This is a genomic window from Pseudomonas sp. NEEL19 (genome assembly GCF_028751975.1).
In the GTDB taxonomy this organism is placed as follows: domain Bacteria; phylum Pseudomonadota; class Gammaproteobacteria; order Pseudomonadales; family Pseudomonadaceae; genus Aquipseudomonas; species Aquipseudomonas juntendi.
In genome coordinates, this window is the sequence record NZ_CP081491.1 from 1240491 (window position 1) to 1257292 (window position 16802).

Sequence of the window (16802 nt, forward strand, 5' to 3'; positions counted from 1 at the left end):
CCCCCCGAAATGATGGACATCAACGAGATTCGCGAATACCTGCCTCACCGTTACCCGTTCCTGCTGGTGGACCGCGTGACGGAGCTGGACTACGAGGCCCAGAGCATTCGTGCCTACAAGAATGTCAGCATCAACGAGCCGTTCTTCAATGGCCACTTCCCGGCGCACCCGATCATGCCGGGCGTCCTGATCATCGAAGCCATGGCCCAGGCGGCCGGTATCCTGGGTTTCAAGATGCTCGATGCCAAGCCTGCCGATGGCACCCTGTATTACTTCGTCGGCTCCGACAAGCTGCGTTTCCGCCAGCCGGTGCTGCCGGGTGACCAGTTGGTGCTGGAAGCCAAGTTCCTCAGCCGCAAGAGCATGATCTGGAAGTTCGAATGCCGCGCCCTGGTCGACGGCAAGCCGGTCTGCTCGGCAGAAATCACCTGCGCGGAACGCTCCCTATGAATTCGATTGATCCTCGGGCCATCATCGATCCCTCGGCCAAGCTCGCCGACGGTGTCGAGGTGGGCCCTTGGTCGATCGTGGGCCCCGATGTCGAGGTCGGGGAGGGCACCGTTATCGGCCCGCATGTTGTGTTGAAGGGGCCGACCCGCATCGGCAAGCACAACCGTATCTTTCAGTTTTCGTCGATTGGCGAAGACACCCCGGACCTCAAGTACAAGGGTGAGCCGACGCGCCTGGTGATTGGCGACCACAACGTGATCCGCGAAGGGGTGACCATTCACCGTGGGACCATTCAGGACCGTGCCGAAACCACCCTGGGTGACCACAACCTGATCATGGCCTATGCCCACATCGGCCACGACAGCGTCATCGGTAATCACTGCATTCTGGTCAACAACACGGCCCTTGCCGGGCATGTGCATGTGGGCGACTGGGCGATCCTGTCCGGCTACACCCTGGTGCACCAGTACTGCCATATCGGTGCCCACGCGTTTTCCGGCATGGGTACGGCGATCGGCAAGGACGTGCCTGCCTTCGTGACCGTCTTCGGTAGCCCGGCCGAAGCCCGCAGCATGAACTTCGAGGGCATGCGCCGGCGCGGTTTCAGTGCCGAAGTGATCCACGTGCTGCGCCGCTGCTACAAAATTGTCTATCGTCAGGGCCTTACCGTCGAAGACGCACTCAAGGAGCTGGCCGAGCCTGCTGCGCTGCACCCTGAGGTCGAGCTGTTCCGCCAGTCGATCGTGAACTCCGCTCGCGGCATCACTCGCTGACATGGCCCGGCTTTGCGTAGCGCTGGTGGCCGGTGAGGCCAGCGGCGATATTCTGGGTTCAGGCCTGATGCGTGCCCTCAGGCAGCGCCACCCCGACATACGCTTTATCGGGGTGGGCGGCCCCTTGATGGAAGCCGAAGGCCTGCAATCCTATTTCCCGATGGAACGCCTGGCGGTCATGGGCCTGGTGGAGGTGCTGGGGCGCCTGCGCGAGCTGCTCAAGCGACGCAAACTGCTGATCCAGACCCTGATCGATGAAAAGCCGGATGTGTTCATCGGTATCGATGCGCCTGACTTTACCCTCAACATCGAGCTGAAACTGCGGCAGGCCGGGATCAAGACCGTGCATTATGTCAGCCCATCAGTCTGGGCCTGGCGGCAGAAGCGGGTGCTGAAGATCCGCGAAGGCTGCGACCTGATGCTGACCCTGCTGCCGTTCGAGGCGCGGTTCTATGAAGAGCAGGGCGTGCCGGTGCGCTTTGTCGGCCACCCGCTGGCCGACACCATCCCGCTGCAAGCCGACCGCGCAGCTTCGCGTGCCGCACTGGGCCTGGGCGAGGGCCCGGTGGTGGCCCTGATGCCGGGCAGCCGCGGCGGCGAGGTTGGCCGCTTGGGGGCGTTGTTCCTCGATGCTGCCGAGCGCCTGTGCCACCACGTACCGGGCGTGCGCTTCGTACTGCCGTGTGCCAACGCGGCGCGGCGCGCGCAGGTCGAGCAGATGCTCGAAGGGCGGCAGTTGCCGCTGATGCTGCTCGATGGCCAGTCGCACCAGGCCCTGGCCGCCTGCGACGCGGTGTTGATCGCCTCGGGTACCGCCACCCTCGAAGCCTTGCTGTACAAGCGGCCGATGGTGGTGGCTTACCGCCTGGCGCCGCTGACCTACTGGATTCTCAAGCGGCTGGTGAAAAGCCCCTACGTGTCGTTGCCCAACCTGTTGGCGCAGCGTGAGCTGGTACCTGAACTGCTGCAGGACGCTGCCACCAGCGAGGCGTTGGCCAATACCCTGGTACCGTTGTTGCGCGATGGGAGCCGGCAGACCGAACGTTTCGACGAAATTCACCGCACCCTGCGCCGCGACGCCTCCAATCAGGCGGCCGAGGCGGTGCTGGCCCTGCTCAAGGACCGCTGACATGCAATTTGGACTGGACTTCAACCTGGTCGAAGACCTGGTCGCCGGCGTTGACGAAGTGGGCCGTGGCCCGCTGTGCGGTGCGGTGGTAACGGCAGCGGTGATCCTCGACCCAACCCGGCCGATCCTCGGCCTGAACGATTCGAAAAAACTCACGCAAGCCAAGCGCGAGGCCCTTTTCGACGAGATTTGCGAAAAGGCCCTGAGCTTTTGTATCGCCCGTGCCGAGGTCGAGGAAATCGACCGGCTCAATATCCTGCAGGCCACCATGCTGGCCATGCAGCGCGCGGTCGAAGGCCTGCACGTTACACCGAAGCTTGCGCTGATCGACGGCAACCGCTGCCCGAAACTGGCCGTGCCGGCAGCGCCGGTGGTCAAGGGCGATAGCCAGGTCCCGGCGATTGCGGCAGCCTCGATTCTGGCCAAGGTCAGCCGTGACCGTGAAATGAGCGCGTTCGAGCTGATCTACCCGGGTTACGGTATCGGCGGGCACAAGGGCTACCCCACGCCGGTACATCTGGAGGCCTTGGCCAAGCTTGGGCCTACGCCCATTCATCGGCGTTCGTTCGCACCGGTGCGGGCCGCCTGGGACGCGCGTGAGGGCGTCATCGGTTCGCTGGTCTGACCAATGGGGCGGGCCCCTTGTAGGCGCGGCTTTAGCCGCGAACACCGGCACAGCCGGTGCCATCCACCGCGTCGCCTGGTTCGCGGGTAAACCCGCTCCTACACGCAGCCCCAAAACCCCCGCGCAATTAAGCTACAATCCCGCCCTTGTCGTTCAGCACTGCTACAGGATCTCCCATGTCGGTTCCCTTCGTTCACCTGCGCGTCCACTCCGAATTCTCGCTGGTTGACGGCCTGGTGCGGATCAAGCCGCTGGCCAAGGCGCTGGCCGGGATGAACATGCCAGCAGTGGCCATCACCGACCAGAGCAACATGTGCTCGCTGGTGAAGTTCTACAAGACGGCCATGGGCGCCGGCATCAAACCGATCTGTGGGGCAGACCTGTGGCTGGCCGGCGCCGACCCGGAAGCGCCGCTGTCGCGCATCTGCCTGCTGGCCATGAACCCCAAAGGCTATCGCAACCTCACCGAGCTGATCTCGCGCGGCTGGACCGACGGCCAGCGCAACGGCCTGGTGATCCTGCAGCGTGAATGGATCGCGCCGGCCAGCGAAGGCCTGATCGCCTTGTCGGCCGGCAAGGAAGGTGACATCGGCATGGCCCTGCTGGCCGGCCGTGACGACGAAGCCCAGGCCCTGCTGCAAGACTGGATGGGCATGTTCCCCGAGCGCTTCTACGTAGAAGTGCAGCGCACCAACCGCGCCCGCGACGAGGAATATGTGCATGCTGCCGTTGCCCTGGCCGACAGGTTGGGCGCGCCACTGGTGGCCACCAACGACGTGCGTTTCATCAAGCAGTCCGACTTCGACGCCCATGAAACCAGGGTTTGCATCGGTGAAGGCTGGACCCTCGACGACCCCCGCCGGCCGCGTTGCTATAGCGACCAGCAGTACCTCAAGTCGTCCGAGGAAATGGCCGAGCTGTTCAGCGACCTGCCCGATGCCATCGCCAACACCGTCGAAATCGCCAAGCGTTGCAACATCCAGGTGCAGCTGGGCAAGTACTTCCTGCCCGACTTCCCCACGCCCAACGGCATGGGCATCGACGACTACCTGCGGCACGTGTCCCACGAGGGCCTGGAAGAGCGCCTGGCGGTCCTGTGGCCGAAGGAAACCACGCCCAATTACGAAGAGAAGCGCCAGGTTTACCTCGACCGGTTGAAGTTCGAACTGGACATCATCATCCAGATGGGCTTCCCCGGTTACTTCCTGATCGTGATGGACTTCATCAAGTGGGCCAAGAACAACGACGTGCCGGTAGGCCCTGGCCGTGGTTCGGGCGCCGGGTCGCTGGTGGCCTATGTGCTGAAGATCACCGACCTCGACCCGCTGGCCTATGACCTTCTGTTCGAGCGTTTCCTCAACCCTGAACGTATTTCCATGCCCGACTTTGACGTCGACTTCTGCATGGACGGCCGTGACCGGGTAATTGACTATGTGGCCGAGGCTTATGGCCGCAACGCGGTCAGCCAGATCATCACCTTCGGCACCATGGCTGCCAAGGCGGTGGTGCGTGACGTGGCACGGGTTCAGGGCAAGTCCTACGGCCTGGCCGACCGCCTGTCGAAGATGATTCCGTTCGAAGTGGGCATGACCCTGGAGAAGGCCTACGAGCAGGAAGAGATCCTGCGTGACTTCCTCAAGGGTGACGAGGACGCCCGCGAGATCTGGGACATGGCGCTGAAGCTCGAAGGTGTGACCCGGGGTACCGGCAAGCACGCCGGTGGCGTGGTGATCGCCCCGACCAAGCTCACCGACTTCTCACCGATTGCCTGTGACGAAGAAGGCGGCGGCCTGGTAACCCAGTTCGACAAGGATGACGTCGAGGCGGCCGGGCTGGTGAAGTTCGACTTCCTCGGCCTGCGTACCCTGACCATCATCAAGTGGGCCATGGAGATCATCAACCGCGAGCAGGCCAAGAAAAACCTGCCCGACGTGAATATCGACTTCATCCCGCTGGACGACCGCAAAACCTACGAGCTGTTGCAGAAGGCCGAAACCACGGCGGTATTCCAGCTTGAATCGCGCGGCATGAAGGAGCTGATCAAGAAGCTCAAGCCCGACTGCCTGGAAGACCTCATCGCACTGGTGGCACTGTTCCGCCCCGGCCCGCTGCAGTCGGGCATGGTGGACGACTTCATCAACCGCAAGCACGGCCGTGCCGAGCTGGCCTACCCGCACTCCGACTACCAGTACGAAGGCCTCAAGCCGGTGCTGGCCCCCACCTACGGCATCATCCTGTACCAGGAACAGGTGATGCAGATTGCCCAGGTGATGGCCGGCTACACCCTCGGCGGCGCCGACATGCTGCGCCGGGCCATGGGCAAGAAAAAGCCCGAGGAAATGGCCAAGCAGCGCGGTGGTTTCATCGAAGGTTGCGTGGCCAACAATATCGATGCGGACCTGGCAGGCAACATCTTCGACCTGGTAGAGAAGTTCGCCGGTTACGGCTTCAACAAATCCCACTCCGCGGCCTACGGCCTGGTGTCGTACCAGACTGCCTGGCTGAAAACCCACTACCCGGCACCGTTCATGGCGGCGGTGCTGTCGGCGGACATGCACAACACCGACAAGGTCGTGGTGCTGGTGGAGGAGGTGCGCAGCATGAAGCTGCGCCTGGATGCGCCGGACGTGAACTTCTCCGATTTCAAGTTCACCGTGAACGACGACGGCCGTATCGTCTACGGCCTGGGCGCTATCAAGGGCGTTGGCGAAGGCCCGGTAGAGGCCATCGTCGAAGCCCGTGCCCAGGGCGGGCCGTTCAAGGACCTGTTCGACTTCTGTGAGCGCATCGACCTCAAACGGGTCAACAAGCGCACCCTCGATGCGCTGGTGCGCAGTGGGGCGCTGGACCGGTTGGGCCCGCATTTCCATGACGAAATCAAGGCCTACCATGCCCACATCGACATCAACCGGGCGACCTTGCTTTCGGCACTGGGTGAGGCCATCAAGGCCGCCGAACAGGCCGCGCATACCGCGGACAGTGGCCATGTCGACTTGTTCGGGGGCATGTTCGACGCGGCGGATGTCGATGTTTACGCCAACCACCGCAAGGTGCGCGAGCTGACCCTCAAGGAACGCCTGAAAGGCGAAAAGGACACCTTGGGGCTGTACCTGACCGGCCACCCGATCGACGAGTACGAAACCGAGATTCGCCGCTTCGCCCGCCAGCGCATCATCGATCTCAAACCGTCGCGTGAAACCCAGACCATCGCCGGCATGATCATTGCGCTGCGGGTGATGAAGAACAAGAAGGGTGACAAGATGGGCTTCGTCACCCTGGATGACCGCTCCGGGCGGATCGAGGCCTCGTTGTTCGCCGACGCCTATATCGCGGCGCAGTCGTTGCTGCAGACCGACGCCATGGTGGTGGTCGAAGGGGAGGTCAGCAATGACGACTTCTCCGGTGGCTTGCGCCTGCGGGTCAAGCAGGTCATGACCATGGAAGACGCGCGCACCAAGCTGGCCGAAAGCCTGCGCCTGAAGGTGGCGCACGAAGCGTTGAAGGGCGACCGGCTGAAATGGCTGGGCGAACTGATCACCCGCCACCGCGGTGCCTGCCCGATCACGCTGGAGTACACCGGCAGTGACGCCAAGGCCATGTTGCAGTTCGGCGAGCAGTGGGCGATCGACCCTGCTGATGGGCTGATTCAGGCACTGCGTGACCAGTTCGGACGTGAGAACGTCTTCCTGCAATATCGTTGAACCGACAAAAATTTAATCTCGACCTGAATGCGCCTGATCCCTTAAGGTATGGCGCCAAACGGATCAACCGGCCGGCCGCCTGGCCGTAGACCCAAGACGGATGACTATGAACCCGAATTTTCTCGATTTCGAACAGCCGATTGCCGACCTGCAAGCCAAGATCGAAGGCCTGCGCCTGGTGGGTAACGACAATTCGCTGAACATCAGCGATGAAATTGCCCGTCTGCAAGACAAGAGCAACACCCTGACCGAAAGCATCTTCGGCAACCTGACCAGCTGGCAGATTGCACGCCTGGCGCGTCACCCACGTCGTCCCTACACCCTGGACTACCTGGAGCACATCTTCACCGAGTTCGAAGAGCTGCACGGCGATCGCCACTTCTCCGATGACGCTGCCATCGTCGGCGGCACTGCGCGCCTGGATGGCAAGCCGGTCATGGTCATCGGCCATCAGAAAGGCCGCGAAGTGCGCGAAAAGGTGCGCCGCAACTTCGGTATGCCGCGCCCTGAAGGTTACCGCAAGGCCTGCCGCCTGATGGAAATGGCCGAGCGCTTCAAGATGCCGATCCTGACCTTCATCGACACCCCGGGTGCCTACCCGGGCATTGACGCCGAAGAGCGCAACCAGAGCGAAGCCATCGCCTGGAACCTGCGGGTGATGGCGCGCCTGAAAACCCCGATCATCGCCACCGTGATCGGTGAAGGTGGGTCGGGCGGTGCACTGGCCATTGGTGTCTGCGACCAGCTGAACATGCTGCAGTACTCCACCTATTCGGTGATCTCGCCAGAAGGTTGCGCCTCGATCCTGTGGAAGACCGCCGACAAGGCTGCCGATGCTGCCGAAGCCATGGGCATTACCGCCGAGCGTCTGAAGAGCCTGAACATCGTTGACAAGGTCATCCAGGAGCCGCTGGGCGGCGCCCACCGTGACCCGGCTGCGATGTCGGAAAGCATCCGTGCTGATCTGGTGCAGCAGCTGGACATGCTCGGCAAGTTCGACAATGACGCGCTGCTGGCCCGTCGTTACGAGCGCCTGATGAGCTACGGTCTCTGATTCCGTGATGTGATCCGGGGGCCGCTTTGCGGCCCATTCGCCGGCAAGTCCGCTCTCTCATGATGTGGGAGCTGGCTTGCCGGCGAATGGGGTGCAAAGCACCCCCGGCGATCTCAAGCCATGTGAGGCCTTCATGATCAACCTCACCCCCTGGCTCAACGCCCCCACCTGGTACATCGCCTTCTCCGGCGGCCTCGACTCTACCGTCCTCCTGCACCTGCTGGCCGACTACGCCCGCAGCCACGCAGCGCCGCCCTTGCGTGCGGTTCATGTCCACCATGGCCTGCAAGCCGCCGCCGACGCCTGGCCCGCCCATTGCCAGGCCGTCTGCGCCAACCTCGGCATCGCGCTCGAGGTAATCCACGTTCAGGTCAGCCCCGGCGCCAGCCTGGAACAGGCGGCCCGCGACGCCCGCTATGGGGCTTTCCAGCAAACCCTCGGTCCGGGCGACATTCTGTTCACCGGCCAGCACCGTGACGACCAGGCCGAAACCCTGCTGTTGCGCTTGCTGCGCGGCACCGGCCTGCGTGGCCTGGCGGCCATGCCGGGGCAGCGGCCGCTAGGGCAGGGCAGCCTGGTCAGGCCGTTGCTGGGCTGTGCCCGGCAGCAGTTGCAGGCCTATGCCCAGGCCCGCGGGCTGGCCTGGATCGACGACCCTTCGAACGCTGACACCCGTTTTGCCCGCAACTTTCTGCGCCGGGAGGTGTTGCCGCAGTTGCAGCAGCGCTGGCCACAGGTTGGCCAGAATTTCGCCCGTGCCGCCGAGCATCTGGGCGAGGCGCTGGGCCTGCTCGACGAACTGGCCCAGGGCGATCTGGTGACCGCGCAGCAGGGGGCGCCTGCCGCCTGGCCGGGGCTGGCCTCCCTCGACCTGGCTGCCCTGATGGCGCTGTCGCCGGCGCGCCAGCGCAACGCCTTGCAGTACTGGCTGAGCCAACGCACGCGGCTGCCCGATACCCGCCACTGGGCGGGTTGGGCAGACCTGCGCGATGCCGCCGCCGATGCCCAGCCGGTGTGGCGGCTGACCGACGGGCAGTTGCAGCGTAGCCAAGGGCGCATCTGGTGGCTGAGTGGCGACTGGCTGCAGCCAGCCGCCGGTCAGCTGGCCTGGCCGGATCCAGGTGTGCCGTTGCCATTGCCGGGCAACGGTAACGTGCGGCTTGTTGGCGCAGCCGGGGTTGGCGGGCTGCGGGTTGGCTACCGCCAGGGCGGCGAAATACTGGAGGTGCCCGGGCGCGGCCGGCGCGACCTCAAACGCCTGCTCAACGAGCAGCAGGTGCCGCATTTCCTGCGTGCGCGCCTGCCCTTGCTGTACCAGGGCGAGCGCCTGCTGGCAGTGGCCAATTTGCCCGGGCTGGGGCAGGCGGGTTGGCAGCTGCACTGGCAGTTACCGACGAACGCGCAAGGTTTGAGCTGAAGGGTACATTCGGGTAGACTACCCTCCCTTCTTGATACAGCTTCTGTGGGTTCCGCGAAAACACAGGAGTTGCCGATTACCAAGCAGTTTTTTGCTGGGCTGATTCTGAAATGACGAGCGAGCTCCATGCCGGGGATACCCCTGGTCTGTACAGACGCGGCAGTTGTTCGAGATGCACTGTGATTGACGCAGGTGATCGGGGGCTTCGGCCTTCCTTCGCTTTCTCCGGCGGCGCTGGCCGCCTTAACGCAGACTTCTAGGGTTTTTCATGACGCGCTACATATTCGTCACGGGCGGTGTTGTTTCTTCATTGGGGAAAGGCATTGCCTCGGCTTCCCTGGCGGCCATCCTGGAAGCGCGGGGCCTGAAGGTCACCATGCTCAAGCTGGATCCGTACATCAACGTCGACCCGGGCACGATGAGCCCGTTCCAGCATGGTGAAGTGTTCGTCACCCACGATGGCGCCGAGACCGACCTCGACCTGGGCCACTACGAGCGGTTCATCCGCACCACCATGACCCAGAACAACAACTTCACCACCGGCCGTATCTACGAGCACGTGCTGCGCAAAGAGCGCCGTGGTGATTACCTGGGCGCGACCATCCAGGTCATTCCGCACATCACCGACGAAATCAAGCGCCGCATCATCAAGGGTGCTGGCGACGCCGACGTGGCCCTGGTGGAAATCGGCGGTACCGTGGGCGACATCGAGTCGCAGCCATTCCTCGAGGCCATTCGCCAGTTGCGCGTCGAAGTGGGTTCCAAGCGCGCGATGCTGATGCACCTGACCCTGGTCCCGTACATCGCCACCGCTGGCGAAACCAAGACCAAGCCGACTCAGCACTCGGTCAAGGAACTGCGCTCCATCGGCCTGCAGCCAGACGTGCTGATCTGCCGTTCCGACCACCCGGTCGATGCTTCCTCGCGCCGCAAGATCGCGCTGTTCACCAACGTTGAAGAGCGTGCGGTGATTTCGCTGGAAGACGTCGACACCATCTACAAGATCCCGGGTGTGCTGCACGCACAGGGCCTGGACGACTTCGTCGTCGAGCGCTTCGGCCTGCAGTGCAACGGCGCCGACCTGTCCGAGTGGGACAAGGTGGTCGATGCCAAGCTCAACCCTGAGCACGAAGTGACCATCGCCATGGTCGGCAAGTACATGGAACTGCTGGATGCGTACAAGTCGCTGATCGAAGCGATGAGCCACGCCGGTATCACCAACCGTACCAAGGTCAACCTGCGCTACATCGACTCGGAAGACATCGAGAACCAGGGCACCAGCCTGCTCGAGGGTGCCGATGCCATCCTGGTCCCCGGCGGTTTCGGGCTGCGCGGCGTGGAAGGCAAGATCACTGCGGTTCAATATGCCCGTGAGAACAAGGTGCCGTACCTGGGCATCTGCCTGGGCATGCAGGTCGCGGTGATCGAATTCGCCCGTAACGTCATGGGCTGGAAAGACGCCAACTCCACCGAGTTCGACCGCAACAGCGGCCACCCGGTCGTCGGCCTGATCACCGAGTGGGCCGACGCCACCGGCGCGGTCGAAACCCGTGACGAGGCCTCCGACCTGGGCGGCACCATGCGCCTGGGTGCACAGGACTGCCAGCTGGCAGCCGGCTCCAAGGTGCACGATTGCTATGGCAAGGACGTGATCACCGAGCGCCACCGCCACCGTTACGAGGTCAACAACAACCTGCTGCCGCAGCTGGTTGACGCCGGCCTGGTGGTTTCCGGCCGTTCCGAAGACGGCGCGCTGGTCGAAGTGGTCGAGTCCAAGGACCACCCATGGTTCGTTGCCTGCCAGTTCCACCCGGAGTTCACCTCCACCCCGCGTGACGGTCATCCGCTGTTCAGCGGCTTCGTCAAGGCGGCCCTGGCGCAGAAGAACAAGGCCTGATTTTTTCGGGTCTTTGGTGAGTTTTCCGACGGTTAAGTCCGCGCGAGGCTCATTTCTCGGGTAAAGTACGCCCCGATCTACCCCTGACCACTCGGTCAGGGGTTGCTTTTGCCAGGCCTGCCTGCTGCGTCCCTGCCTGGTGAAAGGCAAGAATTCCCTAAAGCTGCGTTGTTTTCGTCAATTCTGGAGTGCTTACAACAATGGCAAAAATCGTCGACATCAAAGGTCGTGAAGTTCTCGACTCGCGTGGCAACCCCACCGTGGAAGCCGATGTACTGCTCGACAACGGCATCATCGGCAGCGCTTGCGCGCCGTCCGGTGCTTCCACCGGCTCGCGCGAAGCGCTGGAGCTGCGTGATGGCGACAAGAGCCGTTACCTGGGCAAGGGCGTGCTGAAGGCTGTCGCCAACATCAACGGCCCTATCCGCGACCTGCTGCTGGGCAAGGACCCGGCTGACCAGAAGGCCCTGGACCGCGCCATGATCGAGCTGGACGGTACCGAGAACAAGGCCAAGCTGGGCGCCAACGCCATCCTGGCCGTTTCCCTGGCTGCCGCCAAGGCCGCTGCCCAGGACCAGGACCTGCCGCTGTACGCGCACATCGCCAACCTGAACGGCACCCCAGGCCGGTACTCCATGCCGGTTCCGATGATGAACATCATCAACGGCGGCGAGCACGCCGACAACAACGTCGACATCCAGGAGTTCATGGTTCAGCCGGTTGGCGCCAAGACCTTCTCCGACGGCCTGCGCATGGGCACCGAAATCTTCCATCACCTCAAGGCTGTGCTCAAGGCCCGTGGCCTGAATACTGCCGTGGGTGACGAAGGTGGCTTCGCCCCTAACCTGGCGTCCAACGAAGATGCCCTGGGTGCAATCGCCGAAGCCGTCGAAAAAGCCGGCTACAAACTGGGCACCGACGTGACCCTGGCACTGGACTGCGCCGCTTCCGAATTCTACGAAGACGGTAAGTACAACCTGTCCGGCGAAGGCAAGTCGTTCGATGCCGAAGGCTTCGCAGACTACCTCAAAGGCCTGACCGAGCGCTTCCCGATCATCTCCATCGAAGATGGCCTGGACGAGTCGGACTGGGCTGGCTGGAAAATCCTCACTGACAAGATCGGTGAAAAGGTTCAGCTGGTTGGCGACGACCTGTTCGTCACCAACACCAAGATCCTCAAGGAAGGCATCGAGAAGGGCATCGGCAACTCGATCCTGATCAAGTTCAACCAGATCGGCTCGCTGACCGAAACCCTCGAAGCCATCCAGATGGCCAAGGCTGCCGGCTACACCGCGGTGATTTCGCACCGTTCCGGTGAAACCGAAGACTCGACCATTGCCGACCTAGCCGTAGGTACCGCTGCTGGCCAGATCAAGACCGGTTCGCTGTGCCGTTCCGACCGCGTATCCAAGTACAACCAACTGCTGCGTATCGAAGAGCAACTGGGCGCCAAAGCGGTTTACCGTGGTCGTGCCGAGTTTCGCGGCTAAGCAAGAGATGGTAAAAAGGCAGCAGCCGGAGTTGTAGGAACGTTCTTACTGAACTTTCCTTCTTCCCAACGGGTTTCTGTCAACGAAGCCTGGCCTCGGCCAGGCTTCGTGCTATTCGAGCTCCCGTAAAATGCGCGGCAGCCTTTTTGACCTGGATAACGTGATGCGCAGTCCCTATTGGGTGTTCCTTATTCTGCTCCTGCTGTTGGGTGGCCTGCAGTATCGTCTGTGGGTCGGCAATGGCAGCCTGGCGCAAGTGACCGAGCTGAAGCAGCAGATTGCTGAACAGCACGCCGAAAACGAGCGCCTGCTGGAGCGTAATCGCGTGCTCGATGCTGAAGTGCTGGAGCTGAAAAAAGGCATGGAGACCGTCGAAGAGCGGGCTCGCCATGAATTGGGGATGGTCAAGGAGGGTGAAACCCTCTTCCAGTTGCCACAGAAATGATCGATACCTTACCGGCCTTCTGGGCCGTGATTCCAGCGGCGGGCGTAGGCGCCCGCATGGCTGCCGACCGCCCCAAGCAGTATCTGGAGCTGGCAGGGCAGACCCTTCTCGAACACAGCCTCGACTGTTTTCTTGGCCACCCGACGCTTAACGGCGTGGTGGTCAGCATTGCCGAACACGACCCTTACTGGCCTGCCCTGAGCTGTGCCAGCGACCCGCGTATCCAGCGCGCGGCGGGCGGGCGCGAGCGCGCCGATTCGGTACTCAATGCCTTGCTGCTGCTGCATGCCCAAGGGGCGGCGGACAGCGACTGGGTGCTGGTGCACGATGCTGCGCGGCCCAACCTGGCGCGTAGCGACCTGGACAAGCTGCTGGCGGAGTTGGCGGATGACCCGGTGGGTGGCCTGCTGGCGGTGCCGGCGCGCGACACGCTCAAACGTGCCGATGGCAAAGGCCGGGTCAGCGCCACCGTTGACCGCAGCACCATCTGGCAGGCCTACACGCCGCAGATGTTCCGCTTGGGGGCGTTGCACCGGGCGCTGGCCGAGTGCCTGGTGTCGGATGTCGTCGTGACCGATGAAGCTTCTGCCATCGAATGGTCCGGGCAGGCGCCGCGGCTGGTCGAAGGGCGCAGCGACAACATCAAGGTGACCCGGCCGGAAGACCTGGAGTGGTTGCGCCAGCGCTGGGCAGGTAGACGCTGAGAACGCCGGGTCCGCTGCGCGGCCCATTCGCAGGCAAGCCAGCTCCCACAGGTACCCCACAGACCCAAGGCATCGCGGCGCCTGTGGGAGCTGGCTTGCCTGCGATAGGGCCGCGCAGCGGCCCCCTTTGCAATCAGGCCCCGCGATACTCCGGCAACCCGGCCAACCCTTCCTTTAGATAGTCCACCAACCGCCGCACTTTCGGCGACAGGTGCCGCTGTTGCGGGTACAGCGCCCAAACCGCGGTATTGGGCGGTTGATGCCCCTCCAGCAACGACACCAGCGCGCCGCTGTGCAGGTGCTCCAGTACGTAATAGTCCGGCAACTGGCACAACCCCATGCCTTGCAAGGCTGCATCCAGAACCGCCTGACCACTGTTGCAACGCCAGTTGCCCTGCACCCGCTGGCTGATCTCGCGGCCGTCCTGTTGCAGTGCCCACGCATCCGAGCTGCCGATCAGGCAATTGTGCCGCGCCAGTTCCGACAGGCTGTGCGGCCGGCCATAGCGCTCCAGATAGGCTGGCGATGCGCACAGGTACATGCGCCGCGGCGCCAGGCGGGTCGCCACCAGTCGCGAATCGGCCAGCCTGCCCAGGCGTATGGCCAGGTCCATGCCTTCATGCAGCAGGTCAAGGGTGTGGTTGTTCAACTCCACATCCACGCGCAACTGGGGGTACAACGCCATGAAGCGTGTGACCAACGGCACGATGAAGCGCTCGCCATACGCCACCGCGCAGGTCATGCGCAGCAGGCCCTTGGGCTCGCTGGCCAGGTCACCCATGGCGCGCAGGGCTTCTTCACGGCCATCCTGCAGGCGCTGGCAATGCTGCAGAAAGGTTTGCCCGGCTTCACTCAAGGTCACGCGGCGGGTACTGCGGTACAGCAGGCGGGTCTGCAAGCGTTCTTCCAGCCGGGCGATCTGCCGGCTGATGTGTGATGACGAAACCCCCAGGCGCTCGGCGGCGGCCGTGAACTGCCCCGATTCGGCGACAGCCACGAATTCATCGATGCCTTCCCAGCGGTTGCTCATGATTATCCCTGCACAGCAATAATGTTTTGTCTTTGCCTGGATTATTCATCAAAAGTCAGTGAATTACACTGGTGGTCTGAACTGACACCCTGTCTGGAGACACTCGATGATCAAGTCCCGTGCTGCTGTAGCCTTCGAAGCCAAGAAACCCCTGGAAATCGTCGAAGTCGACGTGGCCATGCCCAAGGCCGGTGAAGTGCTGCTGCGGGTGGTTGCCAGCGGTGTCTGCCACACCGACGCCTATACCCTGTCGGGTGCCGACCCGGAGGGCATCTTCCCATCCATTCTTGGCCATGAAGGCGGTGCGATCGTCGAAGCAGTAGGCGAGGGCGTGACCTCGCTGGCCGTGGGCGACCACGTGATCCCGCTGTACACCCCGGAATGCGGCAAGTGCAAGTTCTGCCTTTCGGGCAAGACCAACCTGTGCCAGGCGATCCGTGCTACCCAAGGCAAGGGCCTGATGCCGGACGGCACCACGCGCTTCTCCTATAAAGGCCAGCAACTGTTCCACTACATGGGCACCTCGACCTTCTCCGAGTACACGGTGTTGCCGGAAATCTCGGTGGCCAAGATCCAGAAAGAAGCCCCTCTGGAAAAGGTCTGCCTGCTGGGCTGCGGCGTGACTACCGGTATCGGTGCCGTGCTCAACACCGCCAAGGTCAAGCCGGGTGACACCGTGGCCATCTTCGGCCTCGGCGGCATCGGCCTGTCGGCAGTGATCGGTGCGGTGAAGGCCAAGGCCTCGCGCATCATCGCCATCGACATCAACCCGGCCAAGTTCGAGATCGCCCGTCAACTGGGCGCCACCGACTGCATCAACCCGAAAGACTACGACCGCCCGATCCAGGAAGTGATTGTCGACCTGACCGACGGTGGCGTGGACTTCTCCTTCGAATGTATCGGTAACGTGCAACTGATGCGTGCTGCCCTGGAATGCTGCCACAAAGGGTGGGGCGAGTCGGTCATCATCGGCGTGGCCGGTGCCGGCCAGGAAATCGCCACCCGGCCGTTCCAGCTGGTGACCGGCCGGGTCTGGCGTGGCTCTGCGTTCGGTGGCGTGCGTGGCCGCAGCGAGTTGCCGAGCTACGTGGAAATGTCCGAGAAAGGCGAGATTCCGCTGGATACGTTCATCACCCACACCATGGGCCTGGAAGACATCAACAAGGCCTTCGACCTGATGCATGAAGGCAAGAGCATTCGCAGCGTCATCCACTTCTGAGGTGCGCCATGAGCCTGGATAACATCTCTTGCCAGAAAAGCTTCGGCGGCTGGCACAAGCGCTACCGGCACCATTCCAGCGTGCTGGGTTGCGACATGGTGTTCGCCGTGTACCTGCCGCCACAGGCCGAGCAGGGTGCCAAGCTGCCGGTGCTGTACTGGCTGAGCGGCCTGACCTGTACCGACGAAAACTTCATGCAGAAGGCCGGCGCCCAGCGCCTGGCTGCCGAACTGGGGTTGATCATCGTTGCGCCGGATACCAGCCCGCGTGGCGAGCAGGTGCCTGGCGACCCGGACGGCGCCTGGGACTTTGGCCTTGGGGCCGGCTTCTACCTCAATGCCACCCAGCAGCCTTGGGCCAAGCACTACCGCATGCATGACTATGTGGTAGAGGAGCTGCCGGCGTTGATCGAGGCGCATTTCCCGGCCTCGGCCGAGCGCAGCATCAGCGGCCATTCCATGGGTGGGCACGGTGCGCTGGTGTGCGCTTTGCGCAACCCGGGGCGTTATCGCTCGGTGTCGGCGTTTTCGCCGATCAGCAACCCCATGGATTGCCCGTGGGGCGAGAAAGCCTTCAGCCGCTACCTGGGTGACGACCGCGCGCGCTGGCGTGAGTGGGATGCCAGCGTACTGCTGGCCGAGACGGCCGCTGGCGAGTGCCCACCGTTGCTGGTGGACCAGGGCGACCGTGACGACTTCCTCGAAAAGCAGCTCAAGCCTGAAGCGCTGGAGCAGGCAGCACGCAAAGGTGGCCACGAGCTGACCCTGCGCCTGCAGCCAGGCTATGACCACAGCTACTACTTCATTGCCAGCTTCATCGAAGAGCACCTGCGCCACCATGCGGTGGCGCTGGGGCGGGTGTAGGGCTT

General features: G+C 63.1%; 14 protein-coding genes. 13 read left to right on the top strand and 1 reads right to left on the bottom strand.

Features of this window, described 5'->3' with window-relative positions:
* Positions 1-9: 9 nt before the first annotated feature.
* The 11 genes from fabZ to ispD all read left to right on the top strand — a co-directional run bounded on the left by fabZ (position 10) and on the right by ispD (position 13685).
* Entirely contained in the window at positions 10-450 is a 441-nt protein-coding gene (gene fabZ, locus K4A76_RS05580) for a 3-hydroxyacyl-ACP dehydratase FabZ (protein WP_004375427.1), read from the top strand.
* Positions 447-1223, top strand: a complete 777-nt coding sequence (gene lpxA / locus K4A76_RS05585; RefSeq protein WP_009686941.1) for an acyl-ACP--UDP-N-acetylglucosamine O-acyltransferase — start codon at positions 447-449, stop codon at positions 1221-1223. Before fabZ ends, lpxA begins: the two co-directional genes overlap by 4 nt.
* A gap of 1 nt (position 1224) precedes the next feature.
* On the top strand, positions 1225-2352 hold the full coding sequence (lpxB, locus tag K4A76_RS05590; protein WP_274411710.1) for a lipid-A-disaccharide synthase: 1128 nt from the start codon (positions 1225-1227) through the stop codon (positions 2350-2352).
* 1 nt (position 2353) lies between these two features.
* Positions 2354-2977 (top strand): ribonuclease HII, encoded by a 624-nt coding sequence (rnhB, locus tag K4A76_RS05595; RefSeq protein WP_161892721.1) that lies wholly within the window; start codon positions 2354-2356, stop codon positions 2975-2977.
* A 176-nt stretch (positions 2978-3153) separates the two neighbouring features.
* Positions 3154-6678: a DNA polymerase III subunit alpha gene (dnaE, locus tag K4A76_RS05600; RefSeq protein ID WP_161892720.1), complete on the top strand. Its 3525-nt coding sequence runs from the start codon at positions 3154-3156 to the stop codon at positions 6676-6678.
* A gap of 106 nt (positions 6679-6784) precedes the next feature.
* Positions 6785-7732, top strand: coding sequence for an acetyl-CoA carboxylase carboxyltransferase subunit alpha (locus K4A76_RS05605; protein ID WP_009686937.1), 948 nt, complete (start codon positions 6785-6787; stop codon positions 7730-7732).
* Positions 7733-7865: 133 nt separating this feature from the next.
* Positions 7866-9149 carry a tRNA lysidine(34) synthetase TilS gene (tilS, locus tag K4A76_RS05610; RefSeq protein ID WP_274411711.1) on the top strand — a complete coding sequence of 428 codons (1284 nt, stop codon included), beginning with the start codon at positions 7866-7868 and terminating at the stop codon, positions 9147-9149.
* Between the two features lie 268 nt (positions 9150-9417).
* On the top strand, positions 9418-11046 hold the full coding sequence (locus K4A76_RS05615) for a CTP synthase (protein ID WP_012270851.1): 1629 nt from the start codon (positions 9418-9420) through the stop codon (positions 11044-11046).
* A gap of 200 nt (positions 11047-11246) precedes the next feature.
* Positions 11247-12536 carry a phosphopyruvate hydratase gene (gene eno, locus K4A76_RS05620; protein WP_274411712.1) on the top strand — a complete coding sequence of 430 codons (1290 nt, stop codon included), beginning with the start codon at positions 11247-11249 and terminating at the stop codon, positions 12534-12536.
* 163 nt (positions 12537-12699) lie between these two features.
* Positions 12700-12981, top strand: coding sequence for a cell division protein FtsB (ftsB, locus tag K4A76_RS05625; RefSeq protein WP_009686932.1), 282 nt, complete (start codon positions 12700-12702; stop codon positions 12979-12981).
* Positions 12978-13685 (top strand): 2-C-methyl-D-erythritol 4-phosphate cytidylyltransferase, encoded by a 708-nt coding sequence (ispD, locus tag K4A76_RS05630; RefSeq protein WP_173887797.1) that lies wholly within the window; start codon positions 12978-12980, stop codon positions 13683-13685. Before ftsB ends, ispD begins: the two co-directional genes overlap by 4 nt.
* Before the next feature lie 133 nt (positions 13686-13818).
* Here the strand turns inward: ispD and K4A76_RS05635 are convergent, their stop codons facing one another.
* Positions 13819-14715 (bottom strand): LysR substrate-binding domain-containing protein, encoded by an 897-nt coding sequence (locus K4A76_RS05635; protein ID WP_047150206.1) that lies wholly within the window; start codon positions 14713-14715, stop codon positions 13819-13821.
* 106 nt (positions 14716-14821) lie between these two features.
* On the opposite strand from K4A76_RS05635, the gene K4A76_RS05640 reads away from it, so the two are divergent.
* Together K4A76_RS05640 and fghA are read left to right on the top strand one after the other, a co-directional pair.
* On the top strand, positions 14822-15934 hold the full coding sequence (locus tag K4A76_RS05640; protein WP_009686067.1) for an S-(hydroxymethyl)glutathione dehydrogenase/class III alcohol dehydrogenase: 1113 nt from the start codon (positions 14822-14824) through the stop codon (positions 15932-15934).
* Between the two features lie 8 nt (positions 15935-15942).
* Complete coding sequence (gene fghA, locus K4A76_RS05645) at positions 15943-16797, top strand: S-formylglutathione hydrolase (RefSeq protein WP_029887672.1); 855 nt, start codon at positions 15943-15945, stop codon at positions 16795-16797.
* The last annotated feature ends 5 nt before the right edge of the window (positions 16798-16802 follow it).